At 70.0% G+C, this 15,354-nt stretch carries 16 protein-coding genes; 12 read left to right on the top strand and 4 right to left on the bottom strand.

Annotation, left to right across the window (positions count from 1 at the left end; all coding sequences use genetic code 11):
- Positions 1-6 precede the first annotated feature (6 nt).
- Genes SACCYDRAFT_RS03415 through SACCYDRAFT_RS03405 form a run of 3 tightly spaced genes read left to right on the top strand, consistent with a single transcriptional unit; the run spans position 7 to position 2,597 of the window.
- A complete protein-coding gene (locus SACCYDRAFT_RS03415; protein ID WP_005453616.1) occupies positions 7-1,647 on the top strand; it encodes an acyl-CoA carboxylase subunit beta in 1,641 nt (546 codons plus the stop codon).
- A 36-nt stretch (positions 1,648-1,683) separates the two neighbouring features.
- Positions 1,684-1,908, top strand: coding sequence for an acyl-CoA carboxylase subunit epsilon (locus SACCYDRAFT_RS03410; RefSeq protein WP_005453615.1), 225 nt, complete (start codon positions 1,684-1,686; stop codon positions 1,906-1,908).
- Positions 1,909-1,946: 38 nt separating this feature from the next.
- The gene (locus SACCYDRAFT_RS03405; RefSeq protein ID WP_005453614.1) at positions 1,947-2,597 is read left to right on the top strand and encodes a Maf family protein; all 651 of its coding nucleotides are present in this window, start codon (positions 1,947-1,949) and stop codon (positions 2,595-2,597) included.
- A gap of 7 nt (positions 2,598-2,604) precedes the next feature.
- Here the strand turns inward: SACCYDRAFT_RS03405 and SACCYDRAFT_RS03400 are convergent, their stop codons facing one another.
- Entirely contained in the window at positions 2,605-3,333 is a 729-nt protein-coding gene (locus tag SACCYDRAFT_RS03400) for a hypothetical protein (RefSeq protein ID WP_005453613.1), read from the bottom strand.
- Between the two features lie 181 nt (positions 3,334-3,514).
- Between SACCYDRAFT_RS03400 and SACCYDRAFT_RS03395 the strand changes: the two genes are divergently transcribed.
- The 4 genes from SACCYDRAFT_RS03395 to SACCYDRAFT_RS27150 all read left to right on the top strand — a co-directional run bounded on the left by SACCYDRAFT_RS03395 (position 3,515) and on the right by SACCYDRAFT_RS27150 (position 6,514).
- Positions 3,515-5,287 (top strand): acetyl/propionyl/methylcrotonyl-CoA carboxylase subunit alpha, encoded by a 1,773-nt coding sequence (locus SACCYDRAFT_RS03395; protein WP_005453612.1) that lies wholly within the window; start codon positions 3,515-3,517, stop codon positions 5,285-5,287.
- A 71-nt stretch (positions 5,288-5,358) separates the two neighbouring features.
- Positions 5,359-5,763 carry a DUF1707 SHOCT-like domain-containing protein gene (locus SACCYDRAFT_RS03390; protein ID WP_043537021.1) on the top strand — a complete coding sequence of 135 codons (405 nt, stop codon included), beginning with the start codon at positions 5,359-5,361 and terminating at the stop codon, positions 5,761-5,763.
- Between the two features lie 107 nt (positions 5,764-5,870).
- Entirely contained in the window at positions 5,871-6,395 is a 525-nt protein-coding gene (locus SACCYDRAFT_RS03385; protein WP_005453601.1) for a GNAT family N-acetyltransferase, read from the top strand.
- Entirely contained in the window at positions 6,392-6,514 is a 123-nt protein-coding gene (locus tag SACCYDRAFT_RS27150; protein WP_005453600.1) for a hypothetical protein, read from the top strand. Before SACCYDRAFT_RS03385 ends, SACCYDRAFT_RS27150 begins: the two co-directional genes overlap by 4 nt.
- Here the strand turns inward: SACCYDRAFT_RS27150 and glpD are convergent.
- Entirely contained in the window at positions 6,511-8,226 is a 1,716-nt protein-coding gene (gene glpD / locus SACCYDRAFT_RS03380; RefSeq protein ID WP_005453599.1) for a glycerol-3-phosphate dehydrogenase, read from the bottom strand. The two genes, SACCYDRAFT_RS27150 and glpD, sit on opposite strands and share 4 nt — an antisense overlap.
- 205 nt (positions 8,227-8,431) lie before the next feature.
- Here glpD and SACCYDRAFT_RS03375 point away from each other — a divergent pair, with 205 nt between their 5' ends.
- The 5 genes from SACCYDRAFT_RS03375 (at position 8,432) to SACCYDRAFT_RS03355 (ending at position 12,862) form a co-directional block, all read left to right on the top strand.
- Positions 8,432-9,385 carry an MIP/aquaporin family protein gene (locus SACCYDRAFT_RS03375; RefSeq protein WP_005453598.1) on the top strand — a complete coding sequence of 318 codons (954 nt, stop codon included), beginning with the start codon at positions 8,432-8,434 and terminating at the stop codon, positions 9,383-9,385.
- 30 nt (positions 9,386-9,415) lie between these two features.
- The gene (gene glpK / locus SACCYDRAFT_RS03370; protein ID WP_005453596.1) at positions 9,416-10,930 is read left to right on the top strand and encodes a glycerol kinase GlpK; all 1,515 of its coding nucleotides are present in this window, start codon (positions 9,416-9,418) and stop codon (positions 10,928-10,930) included.
- Between the two features lie 147 nt (positions 10,931-11,077).
- The gene (locus SACCYDRAFT_RS03365) at positions 11,078-11,473 is read left to right on the top strand and encodes a DUF6153 family protein (RefSeq protein WP_005453594.1); all 396 of its coding nucleotides are present in this window, start codon (positions 11,078-11,080) and stop codon (positions 11,471-11,473) included.
- Positions 11,474-11,552: 79 nt separating this feature from the next.
- A complete protein-coding gene (locus tag SACCYDRAFT_RS03360) occupies positions 11,553-12,182 on the top strand; it encodes a DUF305 domain-containing protein (RefSeq protein WP_005453592.1) in 630 nt (209 codons plus the stop codon).
- Between the two features lie 77 nt (positions 12,183-12,259).
- Positions 12,260-12,862, top strand: coding sequence for a DUF305 domain-containing protein (locus tag SACCYDRAFT_RS03355; protein ID WP_005453591.1), 603 nt, complete (start codon positions 12,260-12,262; stop codon positions 12,860-12,862).
- 64 nt (positions 12,863-12,926) lie between these two features.
- On the opposite strand, the gene SACCYDRAFT_RS03350 is transcribed toward SACCYDRAFT_RS03355, so the two are convergent.
- Complete coding sequence (locus tag SACCYDRAFT_RS03350) at positions 12,927-13,733, bottom strand: VOC family protein (RefSeq protein ID WP_005453589.1); 807 nt, start codon at positions 13,731-13,733, stop codon at positions 12,927-12,929.
- A gap of 135 nt (positions 13,734-13,868) precedes the next feature.
- Positions 13,869-15,269, bottom strand: coding sequence for an NAD(P)H-quinone dehydrogenase (locus SACCYDRAFT_RS03345; protein WP_005453587.1), 1,401 nt, complete (start codon positions 15,267-15,269; stop codon positions 13,869-13,871).
- Positions 15,270-15,354 lie beyond the last annotated feature (85 nt).

Below are 15,354 nucleotides of genomic sequence, written 5' to 3'. Positions count from 1 at the left end.
CGCACCATGAGCAGCGCGACGGAGCCACTCGGGACGCCACCAGCAGACGAGCCGGACATCCACACCACGGCGGGCAAACTCGCCGACCTGTACCGCCGCGACTCGGAAGCCGTCCACGCGGGCTCGGCACGCGCCGTCGAACGGCAACACTCCAGAGGCAAGAAGACCGCCAGGGAGCGCATCGACCTGCTGCTCGATCCCGGCTCCTTCGTGGAACTCGACGCACTGGCCCGCCACCGCTCCACCAACTTCGGCCAGGATCGCAACCGCCCCTACGGCGACGGCGTGGTCACCGGCTACGGCACGGTGGACGGCCGCCCGGTGTGCGTGTTCAGCCAGGACGTGACCGTGTTCGGCGGCTCGCTCGGCGAGGTCTACGGCGAGAAGATCGTCAAGGTCATGGACCTCGCCATGAAGACCGGCAGGCCGATCATCGGCATCAACGAGGGCGGCGGCGCGCGTATCCAGGAGGGCGTGGTGTCGCTCGGGCTCTACGCCGAGATCTTCCGCCGCAACACGCACGCGTCCGGGGTGATCCCCCAGATCTCGCTGATCATGGGCGCCAACGCGGGCGGCCACGTCTACTCGCCCGCGCTCACCGACTTCGTGGTGATGGTCGACAAGACGTCGCAGATGTTCATCACCGGCCCCGACGTCATCAAGACCGTGACGGGCGAGGAGGTCACGCTGGAGGACCTCGGCGGCGGCCGGACCCACAACACCAAGTCCGGCAACGCCCACTACCTCGCCGCGGACGAGGCCGACGCCATCTCCTACGTCAAGGAGCTGCTGTCGTTCCTGCCGTCCAACAACCTGTCCGAGCCGCCGGTCTTCGACGCGCCCGAGCCGGGTGAGGGCTCCATCGCCGACGGCGTGACCGACTCCGACCGCGAACTCGACACGCTGATCCCGGACTCCGCCAACCAGCCGTACGACATGCACGAGGTCATCTCGCGCGTTGTGGACGACGGCGAGTTCTGCGAGGTCCACGAGCTGTTCGCGCCCAACGTGATCGTCGGTTTCGGCCGGGTCGAGGGGCACAGTGTGGGCGTGGTGGCCAACCAGCCGACCCAGTTCGCGGGCTGCCTCGACATCGACGCCTCCGAGAAGGCCGCCAGGTTCGTGCGCACCTGCGACGCGTTCAACATCCCGGTGCTGACGTTCGTGGACGTGCCCGGCTTCCTGCCCGGGACCGACCAGGAGTGGAACGGCATCATCCGGCGCGGAGCGAAGCTGATCTACGCCTACGCGGAGGCCACGGTGCCGTTGGTCACCGTCATCACCCGCAAGGCCTACGGCGGCGCGTACGACGTGATGGGCTCCAAGCACCTGGGCGCCGACATCAACATCGCGTGGCCGACGGCCCAGATCGCGGTCATGGGCGCCCAGGGTGCCGCCAACATCGTGCACCGCAAGCGGCTCGCCGAGGCCACCGAGGCGGGAGAGGACGTCGAGGCCCTGCGGACGCGGTTGATCCAGGAGTACGAGGACACGCTGTGCAACCCCTACGTCGCCGCCGAACGCGGTTACGTGGACAGCGTGATCCCGCCGTCGCACACGCGGGGCCACGTCGCGCGGGCGCTGCGGATGCTCCGTGACAAACGCGAGACGCTCCCGCCCAAGAAGCACGGCAACATCCCCCTGTGACCGCCGTGGTGTTCCCGAGCGTTCGAGAGGTGAGCGATGGCTGACGAGGACACGAGTCCGCTGCTGCGCGTCGTGAGGGGGCGCCCCGACGACGCGGAGCTGGCCGCGCTCACCGCCGTCGTGGCGGGGCTCGCCTCGGCGGGCGGGGGTGCGGTGGAGCCGCCCCTGCCGAGGACACGCTGGGCCGATCCCGCGTCGCGGTTGCGACTGCCCGCCCGTCCGGGCCCGACCGCGTGGCGGGCGTCGGCCTACCCGGCCTGACCGGGGAGCCGTCCCTCGGCATGTCCTAGCCTGGCGGGGTGCGTTTCGTCCTGGCTTCCGCCTCCCCCGCCCGGCTGGCCGTGCTGCGCGCGGCCGGGATCGAGCCCGACGTCGTGGTCTCCGGTGTCGACGAGGACGCGATCACCGCGTCGCTGTCCGACCCCACGCCCTCCGAGCTCGTGACCACCCTCGCCAAGGCCAAGGCCGACGAGGTCGCCTCCCGGCTGACCAGCGGTGTCCCGGACGGCCAGAACGGCCAGGACACCGTGGTGGTCGGCTGCGACTCCATGCTCTCCATCGGCGGGCAGGTCGTCGGCAAACCGGGAACGGTCGAGACCGCCCGCACGCGCTGGAAGGACATGGCCGGCGGCACGGGCGAGCTGCTGACCGGGCACGCCGTGGTCCGGTTACGCGACGGCGGCGTCGTGGCTCGCGCGGAAGGCACGCGGGTCACCACCGTGCGGTTCTCCGTCCCGAACGCCGAGGAACTCGACGCCTACCTCGCCACTGGCGAGCCGCTGGCGGTCGCGGGCGCGTTCACGCTCGACGGGCTGGGCGGCTGGTTCGTCGAAGGCGTCGACGGCGATCCTTCCAGCGTCATCGGCATCAGTCTGCCGCTGACCCGGCGGCTGCTCGCCGAGGTCGGGGTCGGCGTGGTCGCGTTCTGGGGCGAGCGAACCCGGTCCTAGACGGCTCCTAGCGCGCGTCGATGTCGTCGGGGCAACTGGTCAGGTCGGTCTCCCTGACGTCCACCTCGGGCCAGTCACGCAGCTCGCCGGGCGAGGCCACGGGTCGGGTGCACCCGGCCCGCTCGCCGTCGAGCCGCACCACCTCGGCCAGGGTTTCCGGCTCGGAGCAGCCACCGTTTCGCGGGGCGTGCCCGGCACCGCCCTCGCCCGCGCAGGTCTGCCGTACCAGGACGATCTCGGGCATCGCGGTGCCCACCACGTCGTCGAGCACCATCCCGGCGTCGGCGAAGTGGATGCCGCCGACCGCCCGCCAGGTGTCCCCGCGCCAGGCGTGCACCTCCCCCGCCATGCCGCCGTCGTGGGAACCGCGCACGAGACACACGGGCGTCGCGCTTCTCGCGCAGCGCAGCGAGTCGTGGTGGAGCCGGACTCCCTGCGCGGTCAGCGCCGTGCCGGTGACCGCCCCGCTTGAGGGTGCGCCCGCCCTGAGCCTGCCGTGGCCGCCCTCCCGGTCGGCCAGCAACTCCACCGGCATCCCGTTCACCACGGTGGACGCGAGCACCCGGCACGGTTCGGTACCACACCCGACGTCGCCCGCCGGGCGCGCGGCCTCGGGCGCCACGGGATCGGACGCGGTCGAACCCCACAGCGCGGCGGCCACCTGGGCGGCGACGGCAAGAACCCAGGCCACCACCACGGTCACCACCACACTCCGGGGCGGCGATGCGCGCGTCACGACCGACCTCCTCCCTGCTTTTGCGACGAGGGTAAGGGAGGCTCGACCGAGTGGTCCGGACCTCGATGCGCTGACCAGCGGGGACGGCGAGCCACCGTTCACGCGGGGTGACCCTTCTCTCGTCTCAACGTTCGGACGGCGTCCGTAGACTTTCGCGTGAGCAGCTAACGAGGAGGTAAGCGTGCCGGAACCAGCCGCCGTGCGAAAGGTGCTCATCGCCAACCGCGGGGAGATCGCAGTGCGGGTGATCCGCGCCGCGCGGGACGCGGGACTGGCCAGTGTCGCCGTCTACGCCGACTCCGATCGCGACGCGCCGCACGCACGGATGGCCGACGAGGCGTTCGCCCTCCACGGTTCCACCGCGGCGGAGACGTACCTGGTCATCGACAAGCTGCTCGACGTCGCCAAGCGGTCCGGAGCCGACTCCGTGCACCCCGGCTACGGTTTCCTGTCCGAGAACGCCGACTTCGCGCAGGCCGTGCTCGACGCGGGACTCACCTGGATCGGGCCCAGCCCGCAGGCCATCCGCGACCTCGGTGACAAGGTCACCGCCCGGCACATCGCCATGAGGGCGGGCGCTCCGCTGGTACCCGGCACGAAGGATCCGGTGTCGAGCGCCGAGGAGATCGTGGCCTTCGCCGACGAGCACGGGCTGCCGGTGGCCATCAAGGCCGCGTTCGGCGGCGGCGGGCGAGGCCTGAAGGTGGCGCGCACGCGGGAGGAGATTCCCGAGTTGTTCGAGTCGGCCACCCGCGAGGCGGTCGCCGCGTTCGGTCGCGGTGAGTGCTTCGTCGAGCGCTACCTCGACCGGCCACGGCACGTCGAGGCGCAGGTGCTGGCCGACAAGCACGGCAACGTCGTCGTCGTGGGCACGCGTGACTGCTCGCTGCAACGCCGTCACCAGAAGCTCGTCGAGGAAGCGCCCGCCCCCTTCCTCACCGACGCGCAGCGCGAGATCATCCACACTTCCGCCAAGGCCATCTGCCGCGAGGCCGGCTACTCCGGCGCGGGCACCGTCGAGTACCTCGTCGGTGTCGACGGCACGATCTCGTTCCTCGAGGTCAACACGCGGCTGCAGGTGGAACACCCCGTGTCGGAGGAGACCACCGGGATCGACCTGGTGCGCGAACAGTTCCGCATCGCCGAGGGCGGCACGCTGCCGTTCCCCGAGGACCCGGAGCCGCGTGGCCACTCCATCGAGTTCCGCATCAACGGCGAGGACGCGGGCCGCAACTTCCTTCCCGCCCCGGGCACCGTGACGAAGCTCGTGCTCCCGTCGGGTCCGGGCGTGCGGGTCGACTCGGGTGTCGAGGAGGGCAGCGTCGTCGGCGGGCAGTTCGACTCGATGCTCGCCAAGCTGATCGTCACGGGAGCCGACCGGCAGCAGGCGATCCAGCGGGCACGGCGCGCGCTCGACGAGATGACCGTCGAGGGTCTCGCCACCGTGCTGCCCTTCCACCGCGCGGTCCTGCGAGACGAGGCGTTCGTCGGCGACGGCACGGGTTTCTCCGTGCACACCCGCTGGATCGAGACCGAGTTCGACAACACCATCGAGCCGTTCACCGCGCCGGGCGAGGCGGCCGAGGACGGCGCCACGCCCCGGCAGACCGTGGTGGTGGAGGTCGGTGGCCGCAGGCTCGAGGTGTCGCTGCCCGGCGATCTCGCTCTCGGCGGCGCGCCCACCACCGCCAAACCCAAGCCGCGCAGGCGCGGGGGCGGCACCAAGGCCGCCGCCAGTGGCGACGCCGTCACCGCACCCATGCAGGGCACCATCGTCAAGGTCGCCGTCACCGAGGGCCAGCGGGTGGAGGCGGGTGAACTCGTGGTCGTGCTCGAGGCCATGAAGATGGAGAACCCCGTCACCGCCCACAAGGCGGGCACGGTCGCCGGGCTGACCGCCGAGGTCGGCGCGTCGGTGAGCCAGGGTTCCGTGCTGCTGGAACTCAAGGACTGACCAACGCGTCGGGACGGTTACGGCTCGGTGGACGTTGGTGACCGGTGTCGTCGGCGACCTACCATCGTGTCGTGGCCGTTGATCGACCGAACTTCCGACTCAGCGACGCCGAGCGCGCCGAAGCCCTGGACGTGCTGGCCGAGCACGTCCGCACGGGGCGGCTCGACATCGTCGAGTACGACGAGCGCTCCACGGCGGTCAGCGCGGCCAGGACGAGGAGCGACCTCGCGCCCGTCTTCTCCGACCTGCCCGACCCCCGTCCCGCCGTGCTCGGCCCGGCACCTTCGACCGAAGCGGTGCCGGCGGCCGTCCCGCCGCTGACGCTGGGCCGTCGGGTCGCGGCGATGGCCGTTCCCGCCGCGGCGGTCCTGGCCATCGTCCTGTTCTTCACCGTGGGCCGGGTCGGGATCTTCGTGTTCGTGCTCCCGATCGTGGTGGCACTGCTCGTGGGCTCGCTCACCCGGCAACGTCGCTGAAAGCGCCGTCGAGGGGGCGAGTCGGGTCACGAGCCCACGCGGTCGCGGTGCCGTCCGGCGGTGGGACGCCACCCGCTCCCGCCCGCGAACTCCTAGACTGCCCGATCATGGAACCGGTCGAGATCAACGCGGGCGGGTACTACCTGCGACAGTTGAGGGCGGACCGTCTCCTGGACGACCGCCCCGCGCTCGTCGCGGCGTTCGCGGATCCGCTCATGCGACGGTTCGTCTCCTACTACGTCGTCGACACGCTCGACGCCGCAGGCGACTACGTGCGGCGGCGCGCCGAGGAGTGGGCGGGCGACCGGCGTTGCTCGTGGGCGATCGCGGAGCCGACGACCGGGGAGCTGCTGGGCGAGGTGGGGCTGAAGGACCTCGACCTGGCCGCGGGCACCGCGGACGTGGCCGTGTGGGTCGCCCCCTCGGCGCGCGGCAAGGGGATCGCCACCACGGTGGTGGACACGGTGGTGCGCTTCGGCTTCGGCGCGCTCGGGTTGCGGGAGATCGGCTACGCCCACGATCCGGACAACCACGCCTCCCGCGAGGTGGCGCAGCGATGCGGTTTCACGCTGGTGGGCCCGGACGGTTCGGACCTGCGCTGGCACCGGGTCGCGGAAGCCGCCGGACCATGAGCCCCGCGAGAGCGTTCGGCGCGCTGCCGGCGGCCGTGGCCGCTGGGCACGTCGCTTGCGCGAACGAGGGCCTCGCCGCCGCGCGGGAAGCCCTCGCTCGTCTCGGCGTCGAGGACTAGCTCGCGGCCACGTCGACCAGACCCGACCGGGCCTCGGGCGCCGCCAGCCTGCGCGCGTCGGCTCCCTCGTCGTTCTGCTCGGTCTGCGACTCCTCCTCGGCCTTGACCCTCGCGCGGTACAGCTCCACCTCCCGCGCCTTCGTCTCGGTGGACCAACCGAGCACCTCGCCCACCAGGTCTGCCACCTGCTCCGCGCAGTCCACACCCCGGTGCGGGTACTCGATCGAGATGCGCGTGCGCCGAGCCAGCACGTCCTCGAGGTGAAGCGCACCCTCGTGGCTCGCCGCGTACACCGCCTCCACCCGCAGGTAGTCGGGCGCCGCGTCGATCGGCTTCAGCAGCTCGGGCCTGCCGTCGGCCTCGGCGAGCACCTCACCCACGAGCGAGCCGTACCGGTCGAGCAGGTGCCGCACCCGGTACGGATGCAGACCGTGCCTGGCCGCGAGCTGGTCGGCCTGGTTCACGAGCGCGTGGTAGCCGTCGGCGCCCAGCAGCGGCACCTTGTCCGTGATGGACGGCCGGGCCCGCCCCGGCAGGTCGGCCGACGCGGCGTCCACGGCGTCCGCCGCCATGACCCGGTAGGTCGTGTACTTGCCGCCTGCGATGGCGACCAGGCCGGGCGCCACCCTCGCCACCGCGTGCTCCCGCGACAGCTTCGACGTCTCCTCGCTCTCCCCCGCCAGCAACGGACGCAGTCCCGCGTAGACGCCTTCGATGTCGTCGTGGGTCAACGGAGTCGCCAACACCTCGTTCACGTGACTCAGGATGTAGTCGATGTCCCGCTGGGTGGCGGCCGGATGCGCGAGGTCCAGGTTCCAGTCGGTGTCGGTCGTGCCCACGATCCAGTGGTTGCTGCGCCACGGAATGACGAACAGCACCGACTTCTCCGTGCGCAGGATCAGCCCGGTCTCCGACACGATGCGGTCGCGCGGCACCACGATGTGCACACCCTTGCTGGCCCGCACCCGGAACCGGCCCCTGCTTCCCGCGAGGTGCTGCAGCTCGTCCGTCCACACTCCCGTGCAGTTGACCACGACGGACGCCTCGACGTCGGTCTCCCTGCCGTCCTCCACATCGCGCACCCGCACCCCGGACACGCGGTCCGCCTCGCGCAGGAACTCCACGACCTGGGTGGACGTCCGCACGACAGCGCCGTAGTGCGCGGCGGTGCGCGCCACCATCATCGTGTGCCGGGCGTCGTCGGCAGCGGCGTCGTAGTAGCGGATACCGCCGATGAGCGCGTCCCGTTTCAACGCGGGCACCATGCGCAACGCTCCGGCCCTGGTCAGGTGTTTCTGGCCCGGCACCGACCGCGCGCCGCCCATCGTGTCGTACAGCAGCAGACCAGCCGCCGTGTACGGCCGCTCCCACACCCGGTGGGTCAGCGGGTACAGAAAGCTCACCGGCTTAACCAGGTGCGGCGCGATGGTGGTGAGCATGAGCTCCCGCTCCCGCAGGGCTTCCCGCACCAGTCCGAACTCGAGCTGTTCGAGGTAACGCAGACCTCCGTGGAACAGCTTGCTCGACCTGCTCGACGTTCCCGAGGCGAGGTCCCGCGCCTCCACCAGGGCGACCCGCAGTCCCCGAGTGGCCGCGTCGAGGGCGGTACCGACGCCCACCACGCCTCCACCCACGACGACGAGGTCGAAACTCTCACTGCCCAGTCGCTGCCACGACTCCTCGCGGTTCGCCGGTCCCAACGACACAGTCACTCTCGCCTCCTCGTCACGGCGGACACCTCGCCGTCGGATTTCTCGCACCTTCGGCCCTCTATTGAGCTTCCCACGTTCCGGTGTGGGCAATCAGGGGCAATCAGCTTCAACCACGCTGCGCCGTTCAGATGTTGTTAGGGCGGTGTCGGCAGAGCACGATGAGGTGAAGGGATAACGACGTCCCGGCTGAAGGCGGAGGTGTGGCATGAGTGTGAAGGACACCCGTCACCAGACCAGCGGCCTGTCCAGACTCCGATCGACCACGGGCGGGGAGTTGCTGGCCGAGTTCCTGGGAACGGCGGTGCTCATCCTGTTGGGCTGCGGCTCGGTCGCGGTCGCGCTTGCCGGGCTACCCGGCTCCGGACGCCAGATGGATGCCTTCGGACCGGGCAACTGGCTGATCATCGCGTTGGGCTGGGGTCTCGCGGTGGCGTTCGCCGTCTACGTGGCGGGCGGGGTCAGCGGCGCCCACATCAACCCCGCGGTGACGCTGGCGTTCGCCGTGAGACGGCAGTTCCCGTGGGCGAAGGTGTTGCCCTACTGGGTGGCGCAGGTACTCGGCGCTTTCGTCGGCGCGGCCATCGTGTACTGGGTCTACGCCGACGCCATCAACGCCTTCAACACGGCGGAAGGATTCGCGGCCAGGCCCGAGTCGGTACCGACCTTCTCCATCTTCGCGACGTTCCCCGCCGAGTACTTCGGTGGCGGGGTATGGGGACCGCTGGTCGACCAGATCGTGGGTACGGCCATCCTCGTGCTGGCCATCGCCGCCCTGATCGACAGCCGTAACCAGGCGCCACAGAGCAACTTCGGTCCGTGGGTGATCGGCTTCGTCGTGGTGGCCATCGGGTTGAGTTTCGGCACCAACGCCGGATACGCCATCAACCCGGCCCGTGACTTCGGACCACGGCTGCTGGCCTACTTCGCGGGGTGGGGCGAGGCGGCGTTGCCCGGCAACGGCGAATGGTTCAGCAACTACTGGTGGATTCCGATTCTCGGGCCTCTCATCGGTGGTGTGCTCGGCATCCTGATCTACGACCTCTTCATCGGCCAGGTCCTGAAGGCCAGGGAAGAGGCCCCCGGTGTGATCGAGGCTCCCCCGCCGGGCCGCGTGCCCGAACCCACCGACGGGACCGAGACGCGCAAGTCGGCCGAGTGACCGGCGGGCAAGCACGAGGAAAGGACACTGATGGCTTCGTACGTCGCCGCGATCGACCAGGGCACCACGTCGACTCGCACGATGATCTTCGATCACTCCGGACAGGTCGTGGCTTCCGACCAGCGGGAGCACAAGCAGATCTTCCCCAAGGCGGGGTGGGTCGAACACGACGCTGAGGAGATCTGGGCCAACACCAGGGCCACCGCGGCCGGAGCGCTCGCAGGCGCCGACCTCACCGCGGGTGACATCGCCGCCGTCGGCATCACCAACCAGCGCGAGACCACACTGGTGTGGGACCGCAGGACCGGCAAGCCCGTCTACAACGCCATCGTCTGGCAGGACACGCGCACCGACCGCATCATCGGGGAGTTGGGCGCGCTCGGCGGTGGGCAGGAGCGTTACCGCGACCGCACCGGGTTGCCACTGGCCACGTACTTCTCCGGACCCAAGATCAAGTGGATTCTGGACAACGTGGAGGGTGTGCGGGAACGCGCCGAGAACGGCGACCTGCTGTTCGGCAACATGGACACCTGGGTGTTGTGGAACATGACCGGCGGCGTCGACGGCGGTATCCACGTCACCGACCCCACCAACGCGTCGCGCACGCTGCTCATGGACCTCGACACCCTGTCCTGGGACGAGAGCATCGCCGCCGACATGGGCATTCCGATGTCCATGCTCCCGGAGATCCGGTCGTCGTCCGAGACGTACGGCACCACCCGCGAGCGTGGTGCGCTCGGCGGTGTGCCCATCGCCGGCATCCTCGGTGACCAGCAGGCGGCCACCTTCGGGCAGGCCTGCCTGTCGGTCGGTGAGGCGAAGAACACCTACGGCACCGGCAACTTCGTGCTGCTCAACACGGGCACCGACAAGGTCATGTCGCAGAACGGGCTGCTCACCACCGTCTGCTACAAGATCGGGTCGAAGGACACCGTGTACGCGCTCGAAGGCTCCATCGCCGTCACCGGGTCGCTGGTGCAGTGGTTGCGCGACAACCTCAAGATGATCAGCTCGGCGGCCGAGATCGAGGAACACGCGCGCACGGTGGAGGACAACGGCGGCGCCTACATCGTGCCCGCGTTCTCCGGGCTGTTCGCACCGTACTGGCGTTCCGACGCCCGCGGCGCCGTCGTCGGTCTGACCCGGTACGTCAACAAGGGACACCTGTGCCGCGCGGTGCTCGAGGCGACGGGGTTCCAGACCCGTGAGGTGATCGACGCGATGAACGCCGACTCCGGCGTTCCGCTGAAGACACTCAAAGTGGACGGCGGCATGGTGGTCAACGACCTGCTCATGCAGTTCCAGGCGGACATCCTGGGAGTGTCGGTGATCCGGCCGAAGGTCAACGAGACCACCGCGCTCGGCGCGGCCTACGCCGCGGGGCTCGCCGTCGGCTTCTGGGAGAGCGAGGACGACATCCGCAGCAACTGGGCCGAGGACAGGCGCTGGGAGCCGAGCATGGACGAGTCCCGGCGCGAACGCGAGTACCGCAACTGGAAGAAGGCCGTCACGAGGACCTTCGACTGGGTCGAGGACGGCGACTGAGTCCCGAACCGGCGTCGGGTCGCCTCCCGAGAGGGTGAAACAGCGATCCGGCGCCGCCCCCGCAAAGCCCTGCCCACGCGCGAGGCGGTACCGGGTCACTACCCTGGTTCCGGTAGTGACCGACGATTCCTTCGACGGAGAGCCACGGTGACCGACGGACGCCGGAGCGTGATACCACGCTGGCTGTTGCTCTGTCTGGTGTTGCTGGGGCTGGTCACCATGCATCACGTGGTGGACCAGCACAGCGAGCACACCGGCTCCGCGACCGCCCTCCAGCAGGTCGCCGTCGAACACCACGGCCCGGTGCCCGACGATTCGCCGGCACCGTCGCACGACCACTCGTCGGTACTGGGCCACCTGTGCTTCGCGGTGCTCGTCGGCTCGATCGTCCTGCTGCTCGCCGTGAGATTCGTCCGTCGCTTCCCTGGCACCGTCGCCAGGCTCAGACCGCGTGCGGCTCACACCGGTGGGGGACGCGCCCCGCCTGTTCCCCTTCCGCTCACCAGCGGCTTCGTCTACGACCTCTGTGTGCTGCGGCTGTGATGTCACCACGTCGCCGAGCCGAGCTCGTGCGGCGTCCCGGCAACACAGGTAACGCAGTCAAGCGGAGGAAGAAACCGTCATGAAGAAGTCCCTGGTTCGCGCTGCCCTCGTGGCGGCGATGGCCGCGGCGGTGGCCGCCGGATGCGCCGGAGGCGACAGCGGCGGCGACGGCACGGACACCGCCGGTGACACCGGTTCCCGGCCCGGCCCGAGCACCTCGGCGCAACAGCAGGCCCACAACGAGGCGGACGTGGCCTTCGTCCGGCAGATGATCCCTCACCACGTGGGGGCCATCGAGATGGCCGAACTCGCCGAAGGCCGCACCGACAACCCGCGGATCCTCGACCTCGCCGACCGCATCGAACAGGCGCAGGGCCCCGAGATCGAGCAGATGCGAAACCAGCTCCACGCCTGGGGAGTCGGCGAGATGCCCGGGATGGCCCCCGAGGACATGGACCACGGCGACATGGGTCACGGTGAGATGCCCGGCATGGGTGCCGAGGACATGCGGAAACTCGAACAGGCCAACGGCACCGAGTTCGACCGGCTGTTCCTGGAGCTGATGATCGAGCACCACCAGGGTGCCGTCGACATGTCCCACACCGTGCTGGACAAGGGCAGTGACCCCGAGGTGAAGGACCTCGCCCGGCGCATCATCGACACCCAGGAAGCCGAGATCACCGAGATGCGCTCGCTGCTGGAAAGCTGAGCGACTCCCGCCTGCGGGCCCGGCCACCGGGTCCGCAGGCCCCTCCCCTGCCGACCTTCCCGCACGAAGGACATCCGTTGCCGCACACACGTCGCGTTCTACCCTCGCTGGCTCTCCTGCTCACCCTCACCGCCGCCTGCGGCACCGAGAACACCACCACCGAACCGAGCCCTCCCCCGAACGCGGCGCCGAAAACGGCCTCCGCCACGTCCGAGCCCACCAGCGACCACAACCGCGGCGACGTCGAGTTCGCCACCAGGATGATCCCGCACCACGAACAGGCCGTCGTGGCCGCCGACCTCGCCCTGGAACGCGCGGCCAACCCGGAGATCGCCGACCTCGCCCGACGCATCAAAGCGGCACAGGAACCGGAGTTGGAGCGACTCCTGGCCCTGCCAATCCTGTGGGGAGAAACGGCCACACCGGGCGAAGGAGAACGAGACCACGACCACTCCCACCTCATGACCGAGGAAACGTTCCAGGCACTCCAGCAGAGCGCCGGGCACGCATTCGACGCGCTGTGGCTGCAAACCATGATCGAACACCACGAAGGCGCCGTACACATGGCCGAAGCTCAACTCCGCGACGGCCGCAACGCTCTCGCCTCGATGTACGCCCAGGACATCATCGACCGGCACAACACGGAAATCGACGAGATGAGAACACTCGCCGCACAGTAAGGCCCCAGGAACCGGACGCCCTCCCGGCGGCCACCACCGGCGGCCCGGTACCCGGGCCCCGCCGTCAGAACGGCGAGCCGGCCCGCTGCTCCTCCGGCTCGGCCGCCACGGTGATCACCGACAATGCCACGCCCTGGTTGTCGGCGATGGCGGCCATCCGCCCGTACGGGCTGTCGGTGGGCGGCGAGACCACGGTGCCGCCCAACGCGATCGCCCTGGCCACCGTCGCGTCGGTGTCCGTGACACCGAAGTACGACATCCAGTGCGGCGGCACGTCGGCAGGCACCTCGGAGGGCAACCCGCCCACACCTCCGACGATGCGGTCGCCCACCAACAGGGTGGCGTAGTCGAACTCCTCGTCCTCCATGTCCTGGACGGTGTAGCCGAAAACGCGCCGGTAGAACTCCTTCGCCGCCTCGAAGTCACGGGTCATGCACTCGTTCCAGACCAGGGCCGAGGGCATGTCGGTCAGCTGCACGCCAACGGTGTTGCCGGCCTGCCACAGGCCGAACACGGCGCCCGTCGGGTCGGAGGCCATCACCATCCGGCCTTCCGCCATCACGTCCATGGGCGCCATGAGCAGCCGCCCGCCCGCTTCGGTGATCCTCGCGGCCGTGGCGTCGACATCGGAGGTCGCGAGGTAGGTGGTCCAGACCGATGGGGCCTCGCGGTCCGGGGAGGAGCCGCCCATCCCGGCCACGACCCGCCCGTCCACCGAGCACAGCAGGTAGTTGCCCGCCGCGTCGCCCTGATCGGCGAAGTCCCAGCCGAACAACGCCCCGTAGAAGTCCATCGCCATTCGGGGATCCGGCACCATGAGGTCGACCCAGCACGGGGTTCCGTCGGGATAGGGCGTGTCGCGAACAGCCATTGCTGGACTCCTGGCGTGCGCTGGTGGACAGAGCTGCCGGCGAGACGTCGATCCACGCCACCGCCGTGTCCATCCAGAATGCGCGCGAGCAGGGACACCCGCCAACGGAGAGCGTCTCCGCGTACCCCGGAGGCGTCAGTCGAGGTCGTCGTGACGCATGAGCTGACGGCCCGCCTCGGTGACCGACCCGGACAGCGACGGGTACACCGAGAACGTCAATGCCAGATTGTCCACCGTGAGCTGGTTCTGCACGGCCAGCGCGATGGGCAGGATCAGCTCGCTCGCGTTGGGGGCCACCACCACACCGCCCACCACGACGCCCGTCGCGGGACGGCAGAACAGCTTCACGAAGCCGTGGCGGACACCCTCCATCTTCGCGCGGGCGTTCGTGGCCAGTGGCAGCATGATCGTGCGCGCGGGCACCTCGCCGGAGTCGATGGCCTGCTGGCTCACGCCCACCGTGGCGATCTCGGGGTGGGTGAACACGTTGGCCGCCACCGTGCGCAACCGGATCGGCGCCACGCCCTCGCCGAGGGCGTGCCACATCGCGATCCGCCCCTGCATGCTCGCCACCGAAGCCAGCATGAGCACGCCCGTGCAGTCACCGGCCGCGTACACGCCGGGAGCGCTGGTCCGCGACACGCGGTCGACGTTGATGAACCCGCCGGGGCCGGGTTCGATACCGACGCGTTCGAGACCGATGTCGGTCGTGTTGGGCACCGAGCCGACGGTCATCAGCGCGTGGCTGGCCTCGATCCGCCTGCCGTCCGTGAGGTGGACGACCACCCCGTCGGCCGTGCGCTCGACACGGTCGGCCCTCGCGTGCTTCACCACGGTGGTGCCGCGCTTGGAGAAGACCTCCTCCAGCACCGCGGCGGCGTCGGCGTCCTCGTGCGGCAGCACGCGGTCCCGGCTCGACACCACGGTGACCTTCACGCCCATCTCGGTGTAGGCCGAGGCGAACTCCGCCCCCGTCACACCCGAACCGACCACGGCGAGGTGTTCCGGGAGCTCGCGCAGGCTGTAGAGCTGCCGCCAGTCCAGGATCCGCTCCCCGTCCGGCACGGCCCCGGGCAGCACCCTGGGCGTCGCACCCGTGGCGACCAGCACCACGTCGGCGTCGAGGAGCTCTTCCTCTCCGGTCTCTGGGTGGGTCACCCCGACCTTGTGGGTCGCGAGCCCCGGCTCGGTGTCCCGGAACCGGGCCGTGCCGCTGACCACCCGGACGCCTTCCCGCTGCACGCGGGCTCGGATGTCGGCCGACTGGGCGAGCGCCAGGCCCCGCACCCGACCGTGCACGGTCGGCAGGTCGGTGTGTGGCGGGTCCACCTGGATGCCCAGCTCGGTGAAGCTCTGGAGGCTCGCCCGAGCGCCGGACGAGGCGATGAACGTCTTGGAGGGAACACAGTCGTACAGCACGCACGCACCGCCGAGACCGTCACGCTCGACCACAGTGACGTCCGCGTCGTGTTGCGCCGCGACCAGTGCCGCCTCGTAACCGGCGGGACCACCACCCATGATCACGATCTTGGTCAACTTCGTTCCCTCCTCATCACGGCACTGCACCCCAACTCTATGTGGGGACACGCGGAGTGCATCCGCTCGGGTGACGCAGTGGTCG

This window comes from Saccharomonospora cyanea NA-134 (assembly GCF_000244975.1).
In the GTDB taxonomy this organism is placed as follows: Bacteria; Actinomycetota; Actinomycetes; order Mycobacteriales; family Pseudonocardiaceae; genus Saccharomonospora; species Saccharomonospora cyanea.
This window is presented reverse-complemented; position numbering and strand designations above follow the sequence as displayed.

Coding starts and splice junctions, on each gene's coding strand:
- SACCYDRAFT_RS03415 (WP_005453616.1), top strand. CDS start 7: ATGAGCAGCGCGACGGAGCCACTCGGGACGCCACCAGCAGACGAGCCG.
- SACCYDRAFT_RS03410 (WP_005453615.1), top strand. CDS start 1,684: ATGGCTGACGAGGACACGAGTCCGCTGCTGCGCGTCGTGAGGGGGCGC.
- SACCYDRAFT_RS03385 (WP_005453601.1), top strand. CDS start 5,871: ATGGAACCGGTCGAGATCAACGCGGGCGGGTACTACCTGCGACAGTTG.
- SACCYDRAFT_RS27150 (WP_005453600.1), top strand. CDS start 6,392: ATGAGCCCCGCGAGAGCGTTCGGCGCGCTGCCGGCGGCCGTGGCCGCT.
- SACCYDRAFT_RS03375 (WP_005453598.1), top strand. CDS start 8,432: ATGAGTGTGAAGGACACCCGTCACCAGACCAGCGGCCTGTCCAGACTC.
- glpK (WP_005453596.1), top strand. CDS start 9,416: ATGGCTTCGTACGTCGCCGCGATCGACCAGGGCACCACGTCGACTCGC.
- SACCYDRAFT_RS03360 (WP_005453592.1), top strand. CDS start 11,553: ATGAAGAAGTCCCTGGTTCGCGCTGCCCTCGTGGCGGCGATGGCCGCG.
- SACCYDRAFT_RS03350 (WP_005453589.1), bottom strand. CDS start 13,733: ATGGCTGTTCGCGACACGCCCTATCCCGACGGAACCCCGTGCTGGGTC.